The 16,881-nt window shown below is 53.4% G+C and carries 16 protein-coding genes and 1 riboswitch; of the genes, 2 read left to right on the forward strand and 14 right to left on the reverse strand.

Features of this window, described 5'->3' with window-relative positions; all coding sequences use genetic code 11:
• The first annotated feature begins 135 nt into the window (after nucleotides 1–135).
• The gene (locus IRJ17_RS02165; RefSeq protein WP_063229353.1) at nucleotides 136–504 is read left to right on the forward strand and encodes a Na-translocating system protein MpsC family protein; all 369 of its coding nucleotides are present in this window, start codon (nucleotides 136–138) and stop codon (nucleotides 502–504) included.
• 68 nt (nucleotides 505–572) lie between these two features.
• Here IRJ17_RS02165 and IRJ17_RS02170 read toward each other — a convergent pair whose 3' ends face one another.
• The 14 genes from IRJ17_RS02170 to IRJ17_RS02235 all read right to left on the reverse strand — a co-directional run bounded on the left by IRJ17_RS02170 (nucleotide 573) and on the right by IRJ17_RS02235 (nucleotide 16,235).
• Nucleotides 573–983 carry a hypothetical protein gene (locus IRJ17_RS02170; RefSeq protein ID WP_122966671.1) on the reverse strand — a complete coding sequence of 137 codons (411 nt, stop codon included), beginning with the start codon at nucleotides 981–983 and terminating at the stop codon, nucleotides 573–575.
• Between the two features lie 21 nt (nucleotides 984–1,004).
• On the reverse strand, nucleotides 1,005–1,937 hold the full coding sequence (locus tag IRJ17_RS02175; RefSeq protein ID WP_122966672.1) for a glycine betaine ABC transporter substrate-binding protein: 933 nt from the start codon (nucleotides 1,935–1,937) through the stop codon (nucleotides 1,005–1,007).
• Nucleotides 1,934–2,776 (reverse strand): ABC transporter permease, encoded by an 843-nt coding sequence (locus IRJ17_RS02180; RefSeq protein ID WP_122966673.1) that lies wholly within the window; start codon nucleotides 2,774–2,776, stop codon nucleotides 1,934–1,936. The genes IRJ17_RS02175 and IRJ17_RS02180 overlap by 4 nt, the downstream gene beginning before the upstream one ends.
• Entirely contained in the window at nucleotides 2,760–3,980 is a 1,221-nt protein-coding gene (locus IRJ17_RS02185; protein WP_122966700.1) for a quaternary amine ABC transporter ATP-binding protein, read from the reverse strand. Before IRJ17_RS02185 ends, IRJ17_RS02180 begins: the two co-directional genes overlap by 17 nt.
• Nucleotides 3,981–4,412: 432 nt before the next feature.
• A riboswitch (cyclic di-AMP (ydaO/yuaA leader) is annotated at nucleotides 4,413–4,559 on the reverse strand.
• A gap of 162 nt (nucleotides 4,560–4,721) precedes the next feature.
• Nucleotides 4,722–5,777 (reverse strand): ABC transporter ATP-binding protein, encoded by a 1,056-nt coding sequence (locus tag IRJ17_RS02190; protein ID WP_242773006.1) that lies wholly within the window; start codon nucleotides 5,775–5,777, stop codon nucleotides 4,722–4,724.
• Complete coding sequence (locus IRJ17_RS02195; RefSeq protein ID WP_233454135.1) at nucleotides 5,774–7,516, reverse strand: ABC transporter permease; 1,743 nt, start codon at nucleotides 7,514–7,516, stop codon at nucleotides 5,774–5,776. The genes IRJ17_RS02190 and IRJ17_RS02195 overlap by 4 nt, the downstream gene beginning before the upstream one ends.
• Nucleotides 7,506–8,585: an ABC transporter substrate-binding protein gene (locus IRJ17_RS02200; protein WP_122966675.1), complete on the reverse strand. Its 1,080-nt coding sequence runs from the start codon at nucleotides 8,583–8,585 to the stop codon at nucleotides 7,506–7,508. Before IRJ17_RS02200 ends, IRJ17_RS02195 begins: the two co-directional genes overlap by 11 nt.
• 36 nt (nucleotides 8,586–8,621) lie before the next feature.
• A complete protein-coding gene (surE, locus tag IRJ17_RS02205) occupies nucleotides 8,622–9,401 on the reverse strand; it encodes a 5'/3'-nucleotidase SurE (RefSeq protein ID WP_242773009.1) in 780 nt (259 codons plus the stop codon).
• A 15-nt stretch (nucleotides 9,402–9,416) separates the two neighbouring features.
• Nucleotides 9,417–10,199: a sugar phosphate isomerase/epimerase family protein gene (locus IRJ17_RS02210; RefSeq protein ID WP_242773011.1), complete on the reverse strand. Its 783-nt coding sequence runs from the start codon at nucleotides 10,197–10,199 to the stop codon at nucleotides 9,417–9,419.
• Nucleotides 10,175–10,996 carry a PHP domain-containing protein gene (locus tag IRJ17_RS02215; protein WP_122966678.1) on the reverse strand — a complete coding sequence of 274 codons (822 nt, stop codon included), beginning with the start codon at nucleotides 10,994–10,996 and terminating at the stop codon, nucleotides 10,175–10,177. The genes IRJ17_RS02210 and IRJ17_RS02215 overlap by 25 nt, the downstream gene beginning before the upstream one ends.
• A gap of 296 nt (nucleotides 10,997–11,292) precedes the next feature.
• Nucleotides 11,293–11,493 carry a copper ion binding protein gene (locus IRJ17_RS02220; protein WP_063229343.1) on the reverse strand — a complete coding sequence of 67 codons (201 nt, stop codon included), beginning with the start codon at nucleotides 11,491–11,493 and terminating at the stop codon, nucleotides 11,293–11,295.
• Between the two features lie 89 nt (nucleotides 11,494–11,582).
• Nucleotides 11,583–14,000, reverse strand: a complete 2,418-nt coding sequence (locus tag IRJ17_RS02225) for a heavy metal translocating P-type ATPase (RefSeq protein ID WP_173599968.1) — start codon at nucleotides 13,998–14,000, stop codon at nucleotides 11,583–11,585.
• Between the two features lie 204 nt (nucleotides 14,001–14,204).
• On the reverse strand, nucleotides 14,205–15,131 hold the full coding sequence (locus tag IRJ17_RS02230) for a pseudouridine-5'-phosphate glycosidase (protein ID WP_242773013.1): 927 nt from the start codon (nucleotides 15,129–15,131) through the stop codon (nucleotides 14,205–14,207).
• A 3-nt stretch (nucleotides 15,132–15,134) separates the two neighbouring features.
• The gene (locus IRJ17_RS02235) at nucleotides 15,135–16,235 is read right to left on the reverse strand and encodes a carbohydrate kinase (protein ID WP_173599967.1); all 1,101 of its coding nucleotides are present in this window, start codon (nucleotides 16,233–16,235) and stop codon (nucleotides 15,135–15,137) included.
• A gap of 181 nt (nucleotides 16,236–16,416) precedes the next feature.
• On the opposite strand from IRJ17_RS02235, the gene IRJ17_RS02240 reads away from it, so the two are divergent.
• Nucleotides 16,417–16,851, forward strand: a complete 435-nt coding sequence (locus IRJ17_RS02240) for a MarR family winged helix-turn-helix transcriptional regulator (RefSeq protein ID WP_122966682.1) — start codon at nucleotides 16,417–16,419, stop codon at nucleotides 16,849–16,851.
• Nucleotides 16,852–16,881 lie beyond the last annotated feature (30 nt).

Below are 16,881 nucleotides of genomic sequence, written 5' to 3' on the forward strand. Positions count from 1 at the left end.
GAACCAAATACAAAAAAATCCCCACGGCAAAAATCGTTACGATTACCACAAAATCATCCCTCCTCAGGCGTGTTGACAGCCCAAAGTCGGCTGAGTAATATAAGGCACAATGATAAATAATGGGAGGTATGGCGTTTGGCCATCTCTAACAAAAAAAAGCTGGAAGCTGAAATCAGCGAAACTTTCATCAAATTTCAACGCGACTTGATCGGACGTGGCCCTCAAGAAGCAAAAACCTACATCGTCGGCGACATGGTCCTCGTTCGCTTCAAGGGAGTGCTCACCGTTGAAGAAAAACATCTCTCCAGCCACGATAAAGGCCGTCGCATTGTAAAAGAAATGCGCGAGGTGCTTCGTGAGATGTATAGCGAGGAATCAGAAGAAATCGTAGAAAAGCTGACCGGCTGCAAAGTGCTGTCCAGTCATAGCGACATCAGCACCAAGATGGGGGAGCGAATCGAGGTTTACGTGTTGGACAAGGACCTCGAAAAAATGCTGGGCTGATTCCTCAACTGAATACCTGTGCATCGAAAAGGCGGCTCCGCCTGCTTACTGACGGAGCCTTTTTCCAATCAACCGCTGAGTTGTTCTGCCAGCCATCGATATCCCTTGTACCCTGGCTTGCTGATGATGACATAATGGGCACCTAACCCTTTGTATAAACTCGCATTTTGCTGCTCCTGTGTCAGAACGAAAATGCGGCAAGTGCCCAACTGCCGAAACAAAGTAATGAAATCACGCCCTTCTGGCCATTCGTCCACAAACAGATAGACAGACTGATAGACTAACAACTCCTCTTGATGAAGATAGCTTTCATCGAAAGAAATGGGCGACAACTTTTCTGTGCAGGAGTGACGCTCTCCCCTGATCAGCGAATAGGCAACAGGACTTTTCCGGAAGAACAGAGAGTCACTGCCTCCTCTGATCGTCTGCACAAAAGACGTGAATGCCTCTCCCACCCCAATGACCAGACAATTTTTCATGCCAGCCCCTCCTCTTCCCGTTTATTTGAGCTCCTCAATCGACTGGATGTTCATATAGCCTGGAACCACCAACCCGATTTTGGTTCCGTCCAGATTGGGGCCAAGGTCTTCCAACTGATCCCCGAACTTTTTGAGATAGCTCGCATCGGTAGAGGGAAGCCAGGCTGCTACCATCCCGTCCACATCGCCCATGGCTACGCCTGCCCACATCGGTCCAGCCTGGACCTGACTCAATTCCACCTCATATCCGAGCTTTGTCTCCAGCACTTCCTTCACTATGTGCGAACTGGCAATTTCCGAGTCCCATGCCACGTAAGCGATGGTCAGCTTTTCTTTTTGAACCGGAGCAAGCCCCTCTACCCACTTCCCGACCTTGTCTTCGTTGTTTTTCACCCACTCCGCAGCCGCTTCCTCTGGTTTTTTCCCGTCCAAAATATGTACCATCACAGCTTCCATGTCCGCAGGCTTCCATTGGAACGCGTCCAGAAACCGATAGGCGGCAGGGTGATCCTGCTTCAATCCTTTTCGAACGATGGTATGAATCTGTTCAGCTCCGCCAAAGCCGTTTTTCGGGTCCTGCAAATATTTCAGATCCAGTTTTTTGAACATCCAATGCGGCGTCCAACCCGTGATGATAATTGGTTGCTTCTGTTCGTAGGCACGCGTCAGCGCGGCAGTCATCGCCGCATCCGATCCTTCTACAAGCTGCCAGTTGTCCAGGCCGTACAGCTTCATGACTTCCTCAGTCTTCACCATCGAGCCGGCACCAGCGTCAATTCCAATGATTTTATATCCCACTGCTTCCCCAATCGCGTTCTTCGGCACCTGGACGGGATTCGGATTGTGCCCAATCGTCGCCCCTGTCGGTGTAGAGCCTTGCTGAGAGCAGCCTGCCAGCATAATAGCCGCAGCCACCACCCATGTCAGTGCATTTTTTCGCGTGAACTTGTTCATAACGCTTTTCTCTCCTTTTGTTTGGCATGCTGGGAAATGCGGTCCAGAACGATAGCAATAATCACGATCGATAACCCCGCTTCAAAACCTTTGCCGATATCCACCTGGGATACAGCCCGATAAACATCGGCTCCCAATCCTTTTGCTCCGATCATGGCGGCGATAACCACCATCGAAAGCGCAAGCATGATGCACTGGTTGACTCCCGCCATGATGGTCGTCTTCGCCAAAGGCAGTTGCACCTTCATCAACTTTTGCCATCTCGATGAGCCGAAAGCATCCGCTGCTTCTGCAAGCTCCGGCGGAACCTGACGTATGCCGAGATTCGTAAATCGGACGATCGGCGGCAGCGCAAAGATAACGGAAGCAATGACCCCTGGTACTTCGCCCAGTCCAAAAAAGAAAATGGCCGGGATCAAGTAAACGAATGCTGGCATCGTCTGCATCAAATCTAGCAACGGCATGACCAGCTTCGTGAAAGTATCGCTTCGCGCGCAGGCAATACCCGCAGGAATCCCTACAGTGATGGACAACAGGGCAGAAGCAATAACCAAGCCGAGCGTTTCGACCGTTTCATCCCAGTACCCCAGATTGGCAATGAGAAACAGCCCAAGCAATGTGAAAAACATCGAAGATCGCCCGCCAAATACCCAGGCCAGCGCCCCGAACAGCAAAATGAGAATAACAGACGGTATCGCAGCCAAAACCTCGGTAAAGTACGTGACCATTCCCGAAATGATGATCGCGATCGGATCGAACAAAATGCCTTTGTGCTGACCGAGCGCCTCAACGATTCGTTCCACCCATTCACCGATCGGCAACTTAGGCACGGAATCCATGAGGCATCACCTCTGCTCCCTGCTGCGGATTGACCTTGCCGACAAGCCCGCCGAGCACCGCTCCCTTGACAATGACGCCCAACAGACGCCGCTCCTCACCCACGACAGCAATCGGAACGTGCAAATCTGCCATCAGAGGAAACAGGCTGTTCAGACGGGCATCTGGCCCCACGCTGGGGATATCTTTTTTCATCATGGTTTCAAGCGACTCGCCCGTATTGATCGCAAGCGAAACGTCATAGGCGGTAACAAGCCCAAGCAATGTCCGCTTTTTGTCTACGATGTACAGACTGGATACCCCGTTGTCCATCATGAGCTGGAGGGCCACCCTCGCACCTTTGTCAGGAGTAATCGCTTCTGCCCTTTTCATCACGTGTTTTGCCACCAGCACTTTGGACAAGTCTGCATCCTCAACGAATTTTTTCACGAATTCATCCGCAGGATCGGTCATGATTTCTTCGGGACGCCCGACCTGGATGAAGCGACCGTCTTTCATCAGGGCGATCCGGTCACCGAGCCGCAATGCCTCATGCAGATCGTGAGTAATGAACAAAATAGTCTTTTTCATCGTTAGCTGAAGCTCTAGCAGCTCATCCTGCATGTCTTTTCGAATCAGCGGATCAAGGGCACTGAACGCTTCATCCATCAGCAAAATGTCGGGATTGTTGGCGAGCGCCCGGGCCAGGCCGACCCTCTGCCTCATTCCGCCGCTCAATTGATCAGGGAAGGCATTTTCCCACTCGGAAAGCCCGACGAGCGCAAGCGCTTCGCGTGCTTTTTCTTGCCTCAATCCATGCGGTACTTGCTGAATCTCCAAACCGAATTCGATGTTTTCCCGTACCGTTCGCTGTGGGAAGAGCGCGAAATTTTGAAAAACCATGCCGAGCTTTCTCCTGCGTACCTCGCGCAAATGAGCCGGCTTCATACCAATGAGTTCTTCGCCATCGATCTGAACGCTCCCAGTGGTTGGCTCAATCAGGCGGTTGCAAAGTCGGATCAAGGTAGATTTGCCGCTGCCTGACAGCCCCATAATGACGAAAATTTCGCCCTCTGCTACCGAGAAGCTGATCTGGTTCACACCGATCGATTGCCCTGTCTCTTTAAAAATTTGCTCCTTTGTCCATCCTTGCTCCAACAGCTTTAACGCTGCCTGCGGCTGCTTGCCAAACACTTTCGTCAATTGCCTGACTGTCATTTTGGGCATGAGCCTTTCCTCCCTTTTTTGTTTTCCCAAATGAAAAAACCTGCGAAGTTCCGCTTCCAACCGGACGAACCACCTGCAGACGCTGCCGCTTGTGTACGCTCGATTTTTGCAGAACTAACGCAGGCTTACCTAATACCTGGCGCCCCTGTGCAAAAGGCTCCCTGTACGCTGTCTTCCTGATTTCGCTGTTCGTTTTTTGGTTTCATGCACCGGGTTTATGCCGAAATTCATTTGCCGCCCGCCATCCTCGCACATCGACATGCACGCGTATGACAAAAGCCACACATGAAAATCGCCATAAAAAATAGACCTATTTCATCCTTTTTCTCAAGAACAAAGGTCCCAAAGAAAAAGTCTGAAATGGCCTATAAACGCGCCCGAAGAGGACCGCTCCTCTTTTTTCGCATCATTGCCCAGACTTCATCGCTTCATGAACCTTCCCTGCTTTGGCCGACGAGGTTAGCTGACGGGTAGGATGGCAGAGAAGACTTATCTCATCCCTCCTGATTGCTCAGGATTAACCCCAAAAGATTGGTTCCCCCGCTTCCGGGTTGCCCCGGAACTAGGCCGTATGAAATGTTTGAATCAGATTCGGTAATGTGATTTGATTATACGCCTGCTGCCAATTATTGTGAATGCTCGCTTCTGCCTGCTTGCCTCATGCTTGATCGTTCTTTATTTATATCCTGACATTAGCTATCGGTTGCTCACAAATGAAAGCTATTTCGCCTGCTTTCCAGCTTACACGCAAATGCTCACCAGTACAGAATCATCGTAAGCAAACCGCTCGCTAATATCGGTGACCACTTCCCATTCCTCTTCCCCGACGCGAATCGAGTAAATCAGCTCCCGGCCCTGAAACTGGACGTGAGCGACCTTGCCCATGATCCCGTCCGAGCCTTGATGCCAGACGGACAGCTTCAACTGGTCCGGGCGAACAGGCAATACTTGCTGATCGAAAAAAGCGGAAAAATCACGCGAAACGGTGATCGGCAACGCTGACGCTCCCTGTTTTTCCAGCAAAAAGGTGTTCGCGGCAGCCCAGTTCCCTTTTAAAAAGTTGGCTCTGCCGACAAACTTGGCGACAAACGGCGACTCCGGGGCGTAGTAAATGTCGTGCGGAGTGCCTGCCTGCTCAACTCTGCCGCCCTTCATCACGACAATGCGATCAGCCATGGCCAGTGCCTCGGATTGATCGTGCGTCACATAGACAATCGACGTACCCAGTTCGCGGTGAATGAACTGGATTTCTTTTCGCATCTGCATGCGCAGCTCGGCGTCCAGACTGCTCAACGGTTCGTCCATCAGCAACAAGGTCGGATTGAACACGATGGCGCGTGCCAGCGCCACACGCTGCTTTTGCCCGCCGGAAAGCTGACTGGGGAACCGCTCCTCCATACCGCCCAGACCGACCATCTCCAGCATCTGGGCTACCCGCGCTTTCGGGTTTTGCTTGTACGCTTCCGGCACCTGCTGTTGATGCTGCAAAGGAAACGCCACGTTTTCGTAGACCGTCAAATGCGGCCAAAGCGCGAACGACTGAAACACCATGCCAATCCGTCGTTCTTCCGGCGGCTTGCGCTTGGCCGCGCTGGCTACACACTCGTTGTTGATCCAGATTTCTCCGCTTGTCGGAGATTCGAACCCGGCAAGGAGCCGCAGCAGTGTCGTTTTGCCGCAGCCGCTCGGACCGAGCAAAGCGACAAACTCGCCCTGGCCGATCTGCAAATCGAGATGGTGGAGCGCCGTGACATTCCCGAATTTTTTCGATACCCCTATTACCCGCGCACTGTTCATTGTTCGATCCTCCGTTGCCAGTATCGTTTCCACAGACTGCCCGCCGCGAGCACCAGCAGGATGGCTCCTACGATCAAGGTCGAGAGGGCCGTGCTGTACGTTGTCGATCCCGCCTGCTCAAAGCTGAAAATGACGACACCGATCGTTTCCGAGCCGGATGACCACAAGAGCGACGAAATCGTCAGCTCTGTAAAAGCGGTGAGAAAGACCAGAAACAAACCTGTTGCCATGCCCGGCGCGTAGAGCGGGAGCAAAATGCGCCGCCATCTCGTCCAGAAGCGCCCGCCGTTGATCCGTGCCGCTTCCTCCACTTCTTTGCCCACTTGCATGATCGAAACCGTACTGCTTTTGACTTGCAAAATGAGAAAGCGCGTCACGTAAGCGATCATAATCAGCCAAACCGTTCCGTATATGCCTGGCTGCCAACCGGGAATCGGTTCAATCCAGGTCAAAATCATCGCCAGTCCGAGCACCATGCCCGGAAGCGCATACGGCAGCGCTACAGCCCCTTCCATCGCTTTGCCAAGCGCAGACGGCTTATGAATGCGCCAGTAGGCGAACAGTGTGCCCGCGACGACGCACAAGACACCCGTCATGCTGGCAAGCATCAAGCTGTTGCCGATGGCTCCCTTCGTACCTGCGTGGTCGAACATTACGAAGGCAAAATGCTTCCACGTCAAATTTTCCGGGACAAACGGCAAGCCGTACGCTTTGACAAAAGCGGTTGCGGCCATCGACAAAAGCGGAAGCAGGCTCGTCACAAGCAAAAACCCGCCCACCAAAACCTCCGCCGTCAAACGGTGCTTGCCCAAAGACCGCCGGATGGACTTGTCCTCGGCACTGGTCTGGTCTACCCGGCTTTTCCGCAGCAAAACCCACTGCATCCCTGTCCCTGCCAGCGCAATGACGCCGAGCAAAACAGACAGGACAGCCGCCCTGGCAAAAGCGCTCGGCCCAAATCCGATCACTTCCTCGTAGATCAGTGTACTGAGTACAGAGATATTTTCCGGGATACCCAAAAATGCCGGAATCCCGAAGTTGTCCAGCCCGGAGATAAACGCCAGCAGTCCGCCTCCCGCAATGCCTGGCAAGGCGAGCGGAAGCGTCACTTTGGCAAACACAGCCCGCGCGCTTGCTCCCGAGGAATGCGCCGCCCACTCCAGCTCTTTCGGAATCCGGTACAGCACAGACAGCGTCAACATGTACACCAGCGGATAATGAGTCAGCCCCATCACGACGATGATCCCATCCAGCCCGTACACGTTCCACAGCTCGACCGGACTGCCCATCACCCAGCTCGCAGCCCTGTTCAGCACACCCTGCGGCCCTGCCAGCTGCGTCCAGGCCAGCGTCATTACATAGGACGGGATGAGCAGTGGCAAAAGGGCAAACGCGTGAATCGCACCTTTCCAGCGTATATCGGTATACGCGCACAGCCAGGCAAGCGCCACGCCGACGACTACCGAGATGACGGTGGAAATACCTGCTGCCAGCACAGTATGACCGACTGCATCCCACGTCCGGGCATTGACCAGCACCTCCTGAAAGTAGTGCAAGCCAAGCCCTGCTTCTGTCTGGATACTAAGCACAATCAGCTTCCACAACGGATAGACAAAAAAGAAGGCGACCGGCACCAGCACGAACCAGGTAGCCGCCTTATCCATGGACAGGGAGGCGGCGAACTTGCGCCGCTCCCCCATCTGTCTCTCGCTCACTACCGTCTGCCAGTTACTTGCCACCCATCATCTCTCCAAATTTCTTTTTGTCCGCTTCCCTGGAAGCTTCCAGTTCGTCAATATTGGCGGAAAGCGCCTTGATTTGATCTTGTGCGTACAGTCCTTCCGGTGCTGCTACTCCTTTGCGGATCGGTGTATAGCCCAGGCCGCTGGCGAGCTTTTGCCCTTCTTCGGAGAGGACGAAATCGACAAACGCTTTGGCAGCCTCCTGGTTTTTGGTCGCTTTCATGATGCCGATCGGCTCCGTGATGACAGGCACGCCTTCTTTTGGATACACGATCTCGACGGGCGAACCGTCTTTTTTGGCGCGGGCAACCAGATAGTCGACGACCATGCCGTAATCTTTTTCGCCGCCCGCTACACTTTTGAGAACGGCGCCATTTCCTTTAATGACGGTCATTTGATTCGTTTTCAGCCCGCTGATGTAATCCCAGCCCAAATCAGGCTGGCGCGTAAACACCCCGACATTGTAAGCCGCTGCGCCTGAGTAGAGCGGGCTTGGCATAATCGCTTTGTTCGCCGCTTCCGGACTCGTCAGCACTTTCCAGCTGTCCGGGAGAGCTTTTACCTTGCTGGTGTTGACCGCGAGCACAGTCGCCATGACTTTCGTTCCGGTGTACGCGCCGTCCGCGTCTTTCCACTCCGCCGGAATGTCCGCCGCTTCAGGCGAAGTGTACGGCATGAGCAAATCTTGTTTTTTCAGGCTGACAAAAGTCGGCGCATCCGCGACCAACAGCACGTCAGCTTTTACTTGGCCTGCCTGTGCTTCGGCCTGCAAGCGGCTGATGACTTCCTCCGTTCCCGAGCGGAACAGATCTACTTTCACGTCAGGATACTTCTTGGAAAAAGCGTCGATCAAAGCAGCTGCATCCGCATCCGGCTGGGACGTGTAAAAGCTCAAGGTTCCCGCTACTTTCGGGGCAGCAGGCTCCGTTGTGGCAGCCGGAGTCGACTGCGGCGCTGGCTGGGATGGGGTCGACGAAGAAGGCTGGGAACCGCAGGCAGCAAGTCCGAAGACCGATACGGCCGCGAACAAAGAAAGAGTCCATTTTTGCAACAGAACACGTTTCATTTTTTATTCCTCCTGATCATTAAGTAGGCTTATGAGTTAAGAGCTTTGCTTCGCACCTTGAAACCATTTTCCGATCTTCGTCTTCATGGCCGTGTTGGTCATGTTCAATTGCAGAGGCGTAATCGTGATGAACCCGTCGCGCAGCTTGTAGTAATCCGACTCCTCATCCTCAAAGTTCAGTTCGCTCAAATGATCGGACAGCCAGTAGCACAGGTAGCCCTGCGGGTCGCTCAGTCCGACGTACTGATAGCGCAGCACATCCATTGCCAATGGCGTCACCGCTACGCCTTTTACCATTTCTTTGGACAAGTACGGCAAGTTGATATTCAGTACCGCTTCCGGGCTGAGCTTGTGCCTGAACAGCGTTTCAAACACTTCGTAGGCCAACGGCTCCACGATCGAAAAGTTCGGGTTCGGCTTCAGCGTGGCGAGCGAGATCGCGACAGAAGGAATCTGGTACATCGCCCCCTCGATCGCAGCCGAGATCGTGCCCGAGTAAAACACGTCCCGCCCGAGATTCGGCCCGCGGTTGATCCCGGAAACAATCACGTCCGGCTTTTCTTTGAGAATCACCTCAATCGCCATTTTGACGCAGTCGGCGGGAGTGCCGTTGACAGCCCACGCTTCCAATGAAGTATCGAAAAAGTTTACTTTGTTTGCTTTTACAGGTGATTTCAGTGTGATCGCATGGCTGATCGCACTTCGTTCCTGATCCGGGCAGACAATGGATACATTGCCGAACGGCTGCAGGGCTTGCGCCAGACACAGCACGCCGCTGGAGAAAATTCCATCATCATTCACTACGAGAATGTTCAAAATAATACAAACCTCCTATCCAAATGAGACACTGTGGCCTTGTTGCAAAAAGAGCAGGTTTTGCTTGAGTTGGGACAAATTCCGCGCATCGTCGAAGCCTTCTACAACCAGCGGCTTCTCTTCCGCAAGCAAGAGCGGCCAAATCGTCGGCAGGTCAATTTCCCCTGTTCCGAGTGGCACATGCAGCTTGGTTGCTGTCGCATCGCTCACATGGATTTTGTCGACTCCCTCCAGTTCTCCGAGAAACTGCGGCAGAGAACAGGTCAGGGGCACATGGGCGATATCCAAGGTCGCTGCCGTCGGATAGTTCAGCGCTGCACGCAGCCTGTTCAAATCCCCCGGCGTCACGATCAGTTCTTTTGGCAACGGCTCGATATGCTCGATGGACAGCACCCTTCCCAGACGCACAGCCTCTTGCGCCAGCTCGTTCAGGCTCTCGATGAGCACCGCTTCGTGCCATTCCCGGTTTTTGTGGGTCAAAGTCACTCGTCCCGGATGGATCGTCACGCTTTTCGCTCCGATCTCCCCCGCGAGAGCCAACGACCGCTTGATTTCCTCCACCGATTGTTTGCGAATGCCGCTATTCAGCGAGCACAAGTTCAAGTCCCAGCTAGCCGCATGCAAAGTCAGCTTCATGCCGACGCGTTTGGCGGCCTGCTGAATTTCCCGCGGGTTGCTTTTGTGGAACCAGACGTGCTCGGCCCAGACCTCCATCCCGGCAAATCCGTACTGCCTGGCAATCAAAATCGCCGCTTCTACCGGGTAGGACCACATCAATGTCGATGAAACATACAGCATGTCCACCACTCCTTTACCTCTGCCGGGATCGGCACACTGCCAACCGGGTAAGGGTTGCGCGAGCCGTGCCCGTGAAAGTCGCTGCCTCCCGAGCGGATCAGGTGATTCACCTTAGCTTGCCGCTCCCAAAATGCCATCTGTTGCGCGGAATGCTTCGAATAGTACACCTCGATGCCATCGATGCCGTAGGCAAGCAACGCATCCAGCTTCACTTCAAACGAGTAAATACCCGGATGGGCCAAAATCGCAATGCCGCCTACTTCATGAGTAAGCTCAATCGCTTCGCGTGCCGAGAAGGAAGGACGGGGCACATAGGCCGGGCAGCCTTTTCGCAAATACGTCTCGAACGCCGCTTGCGGAGTGGAGCAAAAGCCGCGTGCTGCCAAAACTTCTGCCACATCTGTGCGCACCAGCACGTCGCCTTTTGCCCGGGCTGTGCATTCTTCCATGGTGATCGCCATACCTAAACGATTGCAGCGTTCGACGATTTCGGCGATCCACTCGATCCGCTCCCGTTGGCGCCTGTCCATGACGTGCAGGAGCCGGGCATCCGATATATCGAGGCCGTAACCCAAAATATGCAACTCGTCTTCTGGGCCGTCCGTGTTCCATTCGATTCCCGGTATGAGCTTCAGACCGAGACGTTCGGCCTCATCGCGAGCCAGCAGATATCCATCGACGGTATCATGGTCTGTAATGGCTAGGTGAGTCACTCCCCGCTCGCTTGCCTCGGCAAGCAGCTCTGCGGGAGTGAGCTTCCCGTCAGAAGCGGTGGTGTGCATATGCAAGTCCATCATCTGACCACTCCTCCTGTTCTTTTCCGACTTGTTTGATTTCGTTTGATTTCATTGTAGCTGTCGTTTTTGAAGGGCGTATAAAGCAGGCGACAAGGTTTGATAAAGGCCAGACGCCTGTCCATGCGCCTTTTCGGTCGATCCCCTGCCGGATTGTTGAGGAGGTGTTAACGATTTACAAAGTCTTTACAAAAGCGAAAAGTTCGTGGGCAAACGGCGCTGGTGGAGAGGAAAACGAAAAACCCCCACCCGAACTAATGTTCAGGCAGGGGCTTTGTGTTCAAAGAGACAGTCGCTATTTAAACGACATCGTATCCTTGTTCTTCGATTGCTTCCTTGATGGCATCCAGCGTCAACGTGCTTTCGTTGAAGGAAACCTCTACTGTTTTGGCCGCCAGATTGACTTTGCCTTCTGCTCCCAGCTCTTTCAACGTTTTTTCCACGGTATTCACGCAATGGTTGCAAGACATGCCTTCTACATTCAATGTTACGTTTTTCATTCTCAATCTCTCCTTTGAGTGTATGTGTATAAATGATGCGGACAAAGCCGCTTGTTGCTGTTTGTAAACGACAGATGGCAGATGGCAGCTTACAGCTTCACTCGCTGCAAGCGCAGGGCGTTGAGCACGACGGAGACGGAGCTGAAAGCCATCGCGGCTCCGGCTAACCATGGAGCGAGGAAGCCCAAGGCTGCAAACGGAATGCCCAGCGTGTTGTAGGCAAAAGCCCAGAACAGGTTTTGCTTGATGTTGCGAATGGTTCGCTTGCTCATTTCGATGGCGTCAGCGACACTGGTCAGCTCGCCGCGCATCAAGGTAATGTCGGCCGCTTCCATCGCCACATCTGTTCCCGTGCCGATCGCCATGCCGATATCAGCGGTAGCCAGTGCCGGAGCATCGTTGATTCCGTCGCCGACCATAGCCACTTTCTTGCCCTCTGCCTGAAGCTTTTTCACCTCGGCAGCCTTGCCTTCGGGCAGGACTTCGGCGATGACGTGCTCAATTCCTGCCTCGCGAGCAATCGCTTCGGCGGTTTGACGGTTGTCGCCCGTCATCATGATGACCGTCAGCCCCATCGCTTTCAGGCGTTCGATTGCTTGCTTCGAAGTCGGCTTGATCGTATCCGCTACGGCAATCAACCCGGCAAGCTTGCCGTCGATGACCGCCAGCATCGCCGTTTTACCCGCTTGTTCCAGCGAAAGCATCGTGTCTGAAACAGCCTGATACGATATGTGGTGCTGTTCGAGCAGACGGCGGGTCCCGACCAGCACTTCTCTGCTGTCGACGGTTGCCCGAATCCCGAAGCCGGGAATCGCTTCAAACACGCTGGTTTGCCCAAGCGCTATGCCTTTTTCCGCGATCCCGCGAACGATCGCCTGGGCAAGTGGATGCTCGGAGTTTTTCTCGGCCGCGCCTACCAGCGCAAGCAGTTCTGGCTCGGCAAAATCAAGCGAAATCACGTCTGTCAGCTCTGGCTCTCCTTTGGTTACGGTTCCTGTCTTGTCGAGGACAATCGTATCCAAATGGTGCGCCGTCTCCAGATGCTCTCCCCCTTTGAACAAAATGCCCAGTTCAGCTGCGCGGCCAGAGCCAGCCATAATCGAGGTTGGAGTCGCCAGACCAAGTGCGCACGGGCAAGCGATTACCAGCACGGCGATAGCCTTTTCCAGCGCCTCGGCAAAGTTGCCGGGAATGACGGCGAAATACCAGATGAGAAAAGTCACCACCGCAATTCCGACGACAATCGGAACGAAAATCCCGGAAATGCTGTCTGCGAGTCGTTGAATCGGTGCTTTTGTCCCTTGCGCTTCCTCCACGACTTTGATGATTTGCGCCAGCGCCGTTTCCTTCCCGACTTTGGTCGCTTTTACCTTCAGAAAACCGTTTTTGTTCAAGGTGGCTCCGATGACGGCATCTCCAGCCGCTTTATCTACCGGGATGCTTTCCCCCGTCAGCATGGATTCGTCGACCGCAGACTGCCCCTCCAGCACGATGCCATCCACTGGCACCTTGTCGCCTGGCTTCACGTTCACGATATCTCCAGGCCGCACTTCTTCAACAGGGATCGTGATTTCCACACCGTCGCGGACGACTACGGCTGTTTTCGCTTGCAAGCCCATCAGCTTGCGGATTGCTTCCGAAGAGCGTCCCTTCGCCTTGGCTTCAAACAGTTTGCCCAGCAAAATCAAGGTAATCAGCACAGCGCTCGTTTCAAAGTAAAGCTCCAGCATGTGGGCGTGTGACCCGATGGACGAGATCGCCACGTACAGACTGTAAAAATAGGCAGCCGAGGTGCCGAGCGCGACCAGCACATCCATGTTCGCGCTCTTGTTGCGAAGCGCTTTGTAGGCCCCTGCGTAAAACTGCGCCCCGATGATGAACTGCACAGGAGTCGCCAAGGCCAGTTGTACCCACGGGTTCATCAGGAAGTCCGGCAACCAGATGAACGAAGTGAAGGAAAAGTGGCTGACCATCGACCAGAGCAGCGGCAGCGACAGCACGAGGGAAATCCAGAACTTTTGCGTTTGCCGCTTGATCTCGGCCATGCGGCGGTCAACCTGCTCCTCTTCTTTGCCCTCTTCCTTGCGCGTTGCCTGGTATCCCAGCTTTTCTACCTGCCGCACAAGATCAGACACGCCCACCTGAGCAGAATCGTATTCGACCGTAGCTGTTTCCATCGCCAGGTTCACGTTTGCCTTCAACACGCCAGGCATTTTGTTCAGACCCTTTTCGATTCGGGTTGAACACGCCGCACAAGTCATGCCTGTAATATTCAGCTCGACTTTGTCGGCGACGACGCCGTAGCCAAGCGCCTCGATCTTCGAGCGTATATCGTCGAGACTCGTTTTGGCCGGATCGAAGACGACTGTCGATTTTTCCAAAGCCAAATTCACATTGGCTGTTTCTACACCATCCAGCTTCTTCAAGCCTTTTTCAATGCGCAGCGCGCAGGCTGCACATGTCATCCCTGAAATCGGAACTGTAGCTTCTGCCGTTTTGGCACTCATACCAATTCCCCCAAATACCCTTAGAGGGTATATTTCATTGTATAGTTCCCCTTACGTTCATTTCTTATCACACTCTCAATATACAATACCCCCACAGGGTATATCAAGTGATTTTTTAAAATTTTTTCTCCTCTGCTTCTTTGGCTTTTCTCGACGCACAAAAAAAGCCCCCGATTTTCTTCATCGGGAGCCTGGAATGACTGCTTATTTACCTTCGTTCACTGCATTTTGGTAAGCAACAGCTACTTTTGCCGCTACTTCCGCATTGTGTCTTACGAGAGCGATATTCGTTTGCAAGCTTTTGCCTGCTGTCAGTTGTTTCACTTTGTCGAGCAGGAAAGGTGTTACTTTTTTGCCTGCGATGTTGTTTTCCTTCGCTTCTTTGAGCGCCTGCAAAATTACGCCTTCGATTTGCTTGTGGTCAAGCGCGTCTGCTTCCGGTACCGGGTTGGCGATGATCAAGCCGCCAGTCAGACCGAGCTTCCATTTGGTGTTCATCAAAGTGCCGACTTCTTCTGGCGTATCCAGACGGAAGTCTACGCCAAATCCGCTTTCGCGAGCGAAGAAGGACGGGAACTCGGCAGTGCGGTAGCCGACCACCGGCACGCCTTGCGTCTCCAAGTATTCCAGCGTGCGTCCGATATCCAGGATCGATTTTGCGCCAGCGCATACAACCGCAACGCTTGTTTGCGCCAGCTCAGTCAAGTCAGCAGATACGTCCCACGTGATTTCGCCATCGCGGTGTACCCCGCCGATACCGCCAGTCGCAAACATGCGGATGCCAGCCAGATCGGCTGCGATCATGGTTGCCGCTACTGTCGTCGCACCGATTTTGCCGCTTGCGAGGATGTAAGGGAAGTCGCGGCGGCTCACTTTTTCCACCGATTTGTTGGTCGCGAACTCTTCCAGCTCGCTCTCGGTCAAACCGATTTTGATTTTGCCGTCCATGATTCCGATTGTCGCTGGCACTGCGCCATTGTCGCGGATGATTTGCTCTACTTCTTTTGCCATTTCGATGTTTTGCGGGTATGGCATCCCGTGGGAGATAATCGTAGTCTCCAGGGCAACTACTGGCAGGTTGTTCTCCAGCGCGTGGCGTACTTCCTCAGTAAAGGTCAGGTATTGTTTCATCTTTTATCGCTCCTTTTCGTATTGTCCAACGGTCAATTGCAGTTGTTCCGCTTTGAGCAAGGGAGAAACGGACTGCTCTGTCTGCAAAGTCAGAGCAGATGCTGCCAAACCGAGACGGCAAGCAGCCTGGAACGACTCCCCGTTCACGATGCCGTACAACAGGCCGGACGCAAACGCATCGCCTGCCCCTGTTACATCAACTACCTCAGTCGGATACGGCGCCATCTGCTCCGATACGTCCTCCGACTGATAAAAAATTCCTGCTTCGCCCATGGTGACGATGACGTGCTTGACGCCTCTCTCCCTGATTTTCTTGCACGCTTCGGCGCAATCCTCGATAGAGTTGATCGTCATGCCGGAAAGCAGCTCCGCTTCCTCCCGATTGGGCAGGATCGCTTCGACTCCGTCCAATTGCTGTGGGAGCTTTTTCGCTTTTGCAGAAGAGACCGGGTCAACAAAGAGTCGGATGTTTTCCTCCCGGCAACGGCTAATGATGTAGGCCAAGCAATCCTCCGGTATGTTCGTATCGATAAAAATCGCGTGGGCTGCTGCAATGTGCGACCATTTCTCGGCAAACATCTCCGGTGTGAGCGCGTCGTAAATATCCATGTTCGCCAAAGAAACGACCATTTCCCCATCGATATCGAGCAATGCGGTATACGTGCCTGTGCGCTGCGTAGGCAAGCGCCACACCTGGCTGATATCTACTCCGTGCTTTTTCGTCTCCTGCACGATCCACTCGCCTTCCTTATCTTCACCGATGCTGGTGAACAAGGATGTATTGCATCCCAGTCGTCCAAGATTCTCCGCGATATTGCGGGCAACCCCGCCACACGATTCCATGATCGTAACCGGATTGGAGGAATGCAGACGCACGGCTTGCTTTCCACGCGCTTTTCGGTCGAGGTTCGCTCCACCGATGCAAGCGATCATGCCTTCGTCCCGCAATACGTACGCTCTGCCTTTAATCTCGCCGCGCTTGGTCAACTGAGCGATATACCCCGCTACAGCCGACCGCGAAATCCCGATCAAGTCAGCCAGCTCTTGCTGGGAAATGAACGGATTTTGCCGGATGTGATGAAGGATCAACATATCTTTCTCCACGGTCATCCTCCTTTCTTCTGATTAGCATTCACAGCTTCGTTTACAAACAAAAGTCTATCACAAAAACATTTGTTTTGCAAAGGATGATTTTATCCCCCTCTATTTGACAAACGGATGCGACTTCATGTAAAGTTATCTTAAATTCAAGATATCGAAAATTCGTTGGAAAGGAGGGTTTTTCATGGATCGCAATGATTCCCTCGATCTTTTTGTCGTATTATCGAGATCATATAACTGGGTCACTGCCCACTCCAATCGGCACATCCGCCTGCACGGGCTGAATCCTACCGAGTTTGGCGTCCTGGAAGTTCTCTATCATAAGGGTCCGCAGCCATTGCAGCAAATTGGCGAAAAGATCCTGATCTCCAGTGGAAATATCACCTACGTTGTGGACAAGCTAGAAAAGAAGCAACTGTTGATTCGCAAACCCTGTTCGGCCGACCGCCGGGTCATTTACGCCGAGCTGACGGAAAAAGGCCATGCGTTTCTGGCAGACATTTTTCCTTCTCATCAAGAGGCGATTGAAAAAGCGGTCGCGGGACTTACCCCCGAAGAACAACAGCAAGCGATTGCTTTGTTAAAAAAGTTGGGACGTGCTGCTCAGGAGAATTATTAGACTGGGCAGCACCCACCGAGGGTAAAAAAG

It is taken from the genome of Brevibacillus parabrevis (assembly GCF_022701015.1).
Lineage (GTDB): Bacteria > Bacillota > Bacilli > Brevibacillales > Brevibacillaceae > Brevibacillus > Brevibacillus parabrevis.

Excerpts from the sequence above, each read along its gene's own strand:
- IRJ17_RS02175 (WP_122966672.1), bottom strand. The coding sequence starts at position 1,937 with ATGAACAAGTTCACGCGAAAAAATGCACTGACATGGGTGGTGGCTGCG.
- IRJ17_RS02180 (WP_122966673.1), bottom strand. The coding sequence starts at position 2,776 with ATGGATTCCGTGCCTAAGTTGCCGATCGGTGAATGGGTGGAACGAATC.
- IRJ17_RS02215 (WP_122966678.1), bottom strand. The coding sequence starts at position 10,996 with ATGATGGACTTGCATATGCACACCACCGCTTCTGACGGGAAGCTCACT.
- IRJ17_RS02170 (WP_122966671.1), bottom strand. The coding sequence starts at position 983 with ATGAAAAATTGTCTGGTCATTGGGGTGGGAGAGGCATTCACGTCTTTT.
- IRJ17_RS02200 (WP_122966675.1), bottom strand. The coding sequence starts at position 8,585 with ATGAAACGTGTTCTGTTGCAAAAATGGACTCTTTCTTTGTTCGCGGCC.
- IRJ17_RS02240 (WP_122966682.1), top strand. The coding sequence starts at position 16,417 with ATGGATCGCAATGATTCCCTCGATCTTTTTGTCGTATTATCGAGATCA.
- IRJ17_RS02190 (WP_242773006.1), bottom strand. The coding sequence starts at position 5,777 with ATGAACAGTGCGCGGGTAATAGGGGTATCGAAAAAATTCGGGAATGTC.
- IRJ17_RS02185 (WP_122966700.1), bottom strand. The coding sequence starts at position 3,980 with ATGCCCAAAATGACAGTCAGGCAATTGACGAAAGTGTTTGGCAAGCAG.
- IRJ17_RS02220 (WP_063229343.1), bottom strand. The coding sequence starts at position 11,493 with ATGAAAAACGTAACATTGAATGTAGAAGGCATGTCTTGCAACCATTGC.
- IRJ17_RS02210 (WP_242773011.1), bottom strand. The coding sequence starts at position 10,199 with ATGCTGTATGTTTCATCGACATTGATGTGGTCCTACCCGGTAGAAGCG.
- IRJ17_RS02230 (WP_242773013.1), bottom strand. The coding sequence starts at position 15,131 with ATGAAACAATACCTGACCTTTACTGAGGAAGTACGCCACGCGCTGGAG.
- IRJ17_RS02225 (WP_173599968.1), bottom strand. The coding sequence starts at position 14,000 with ATGAGTGCCAAAACGGCAGAAGCTACAGTTCCGATTTCAGGGATGACA.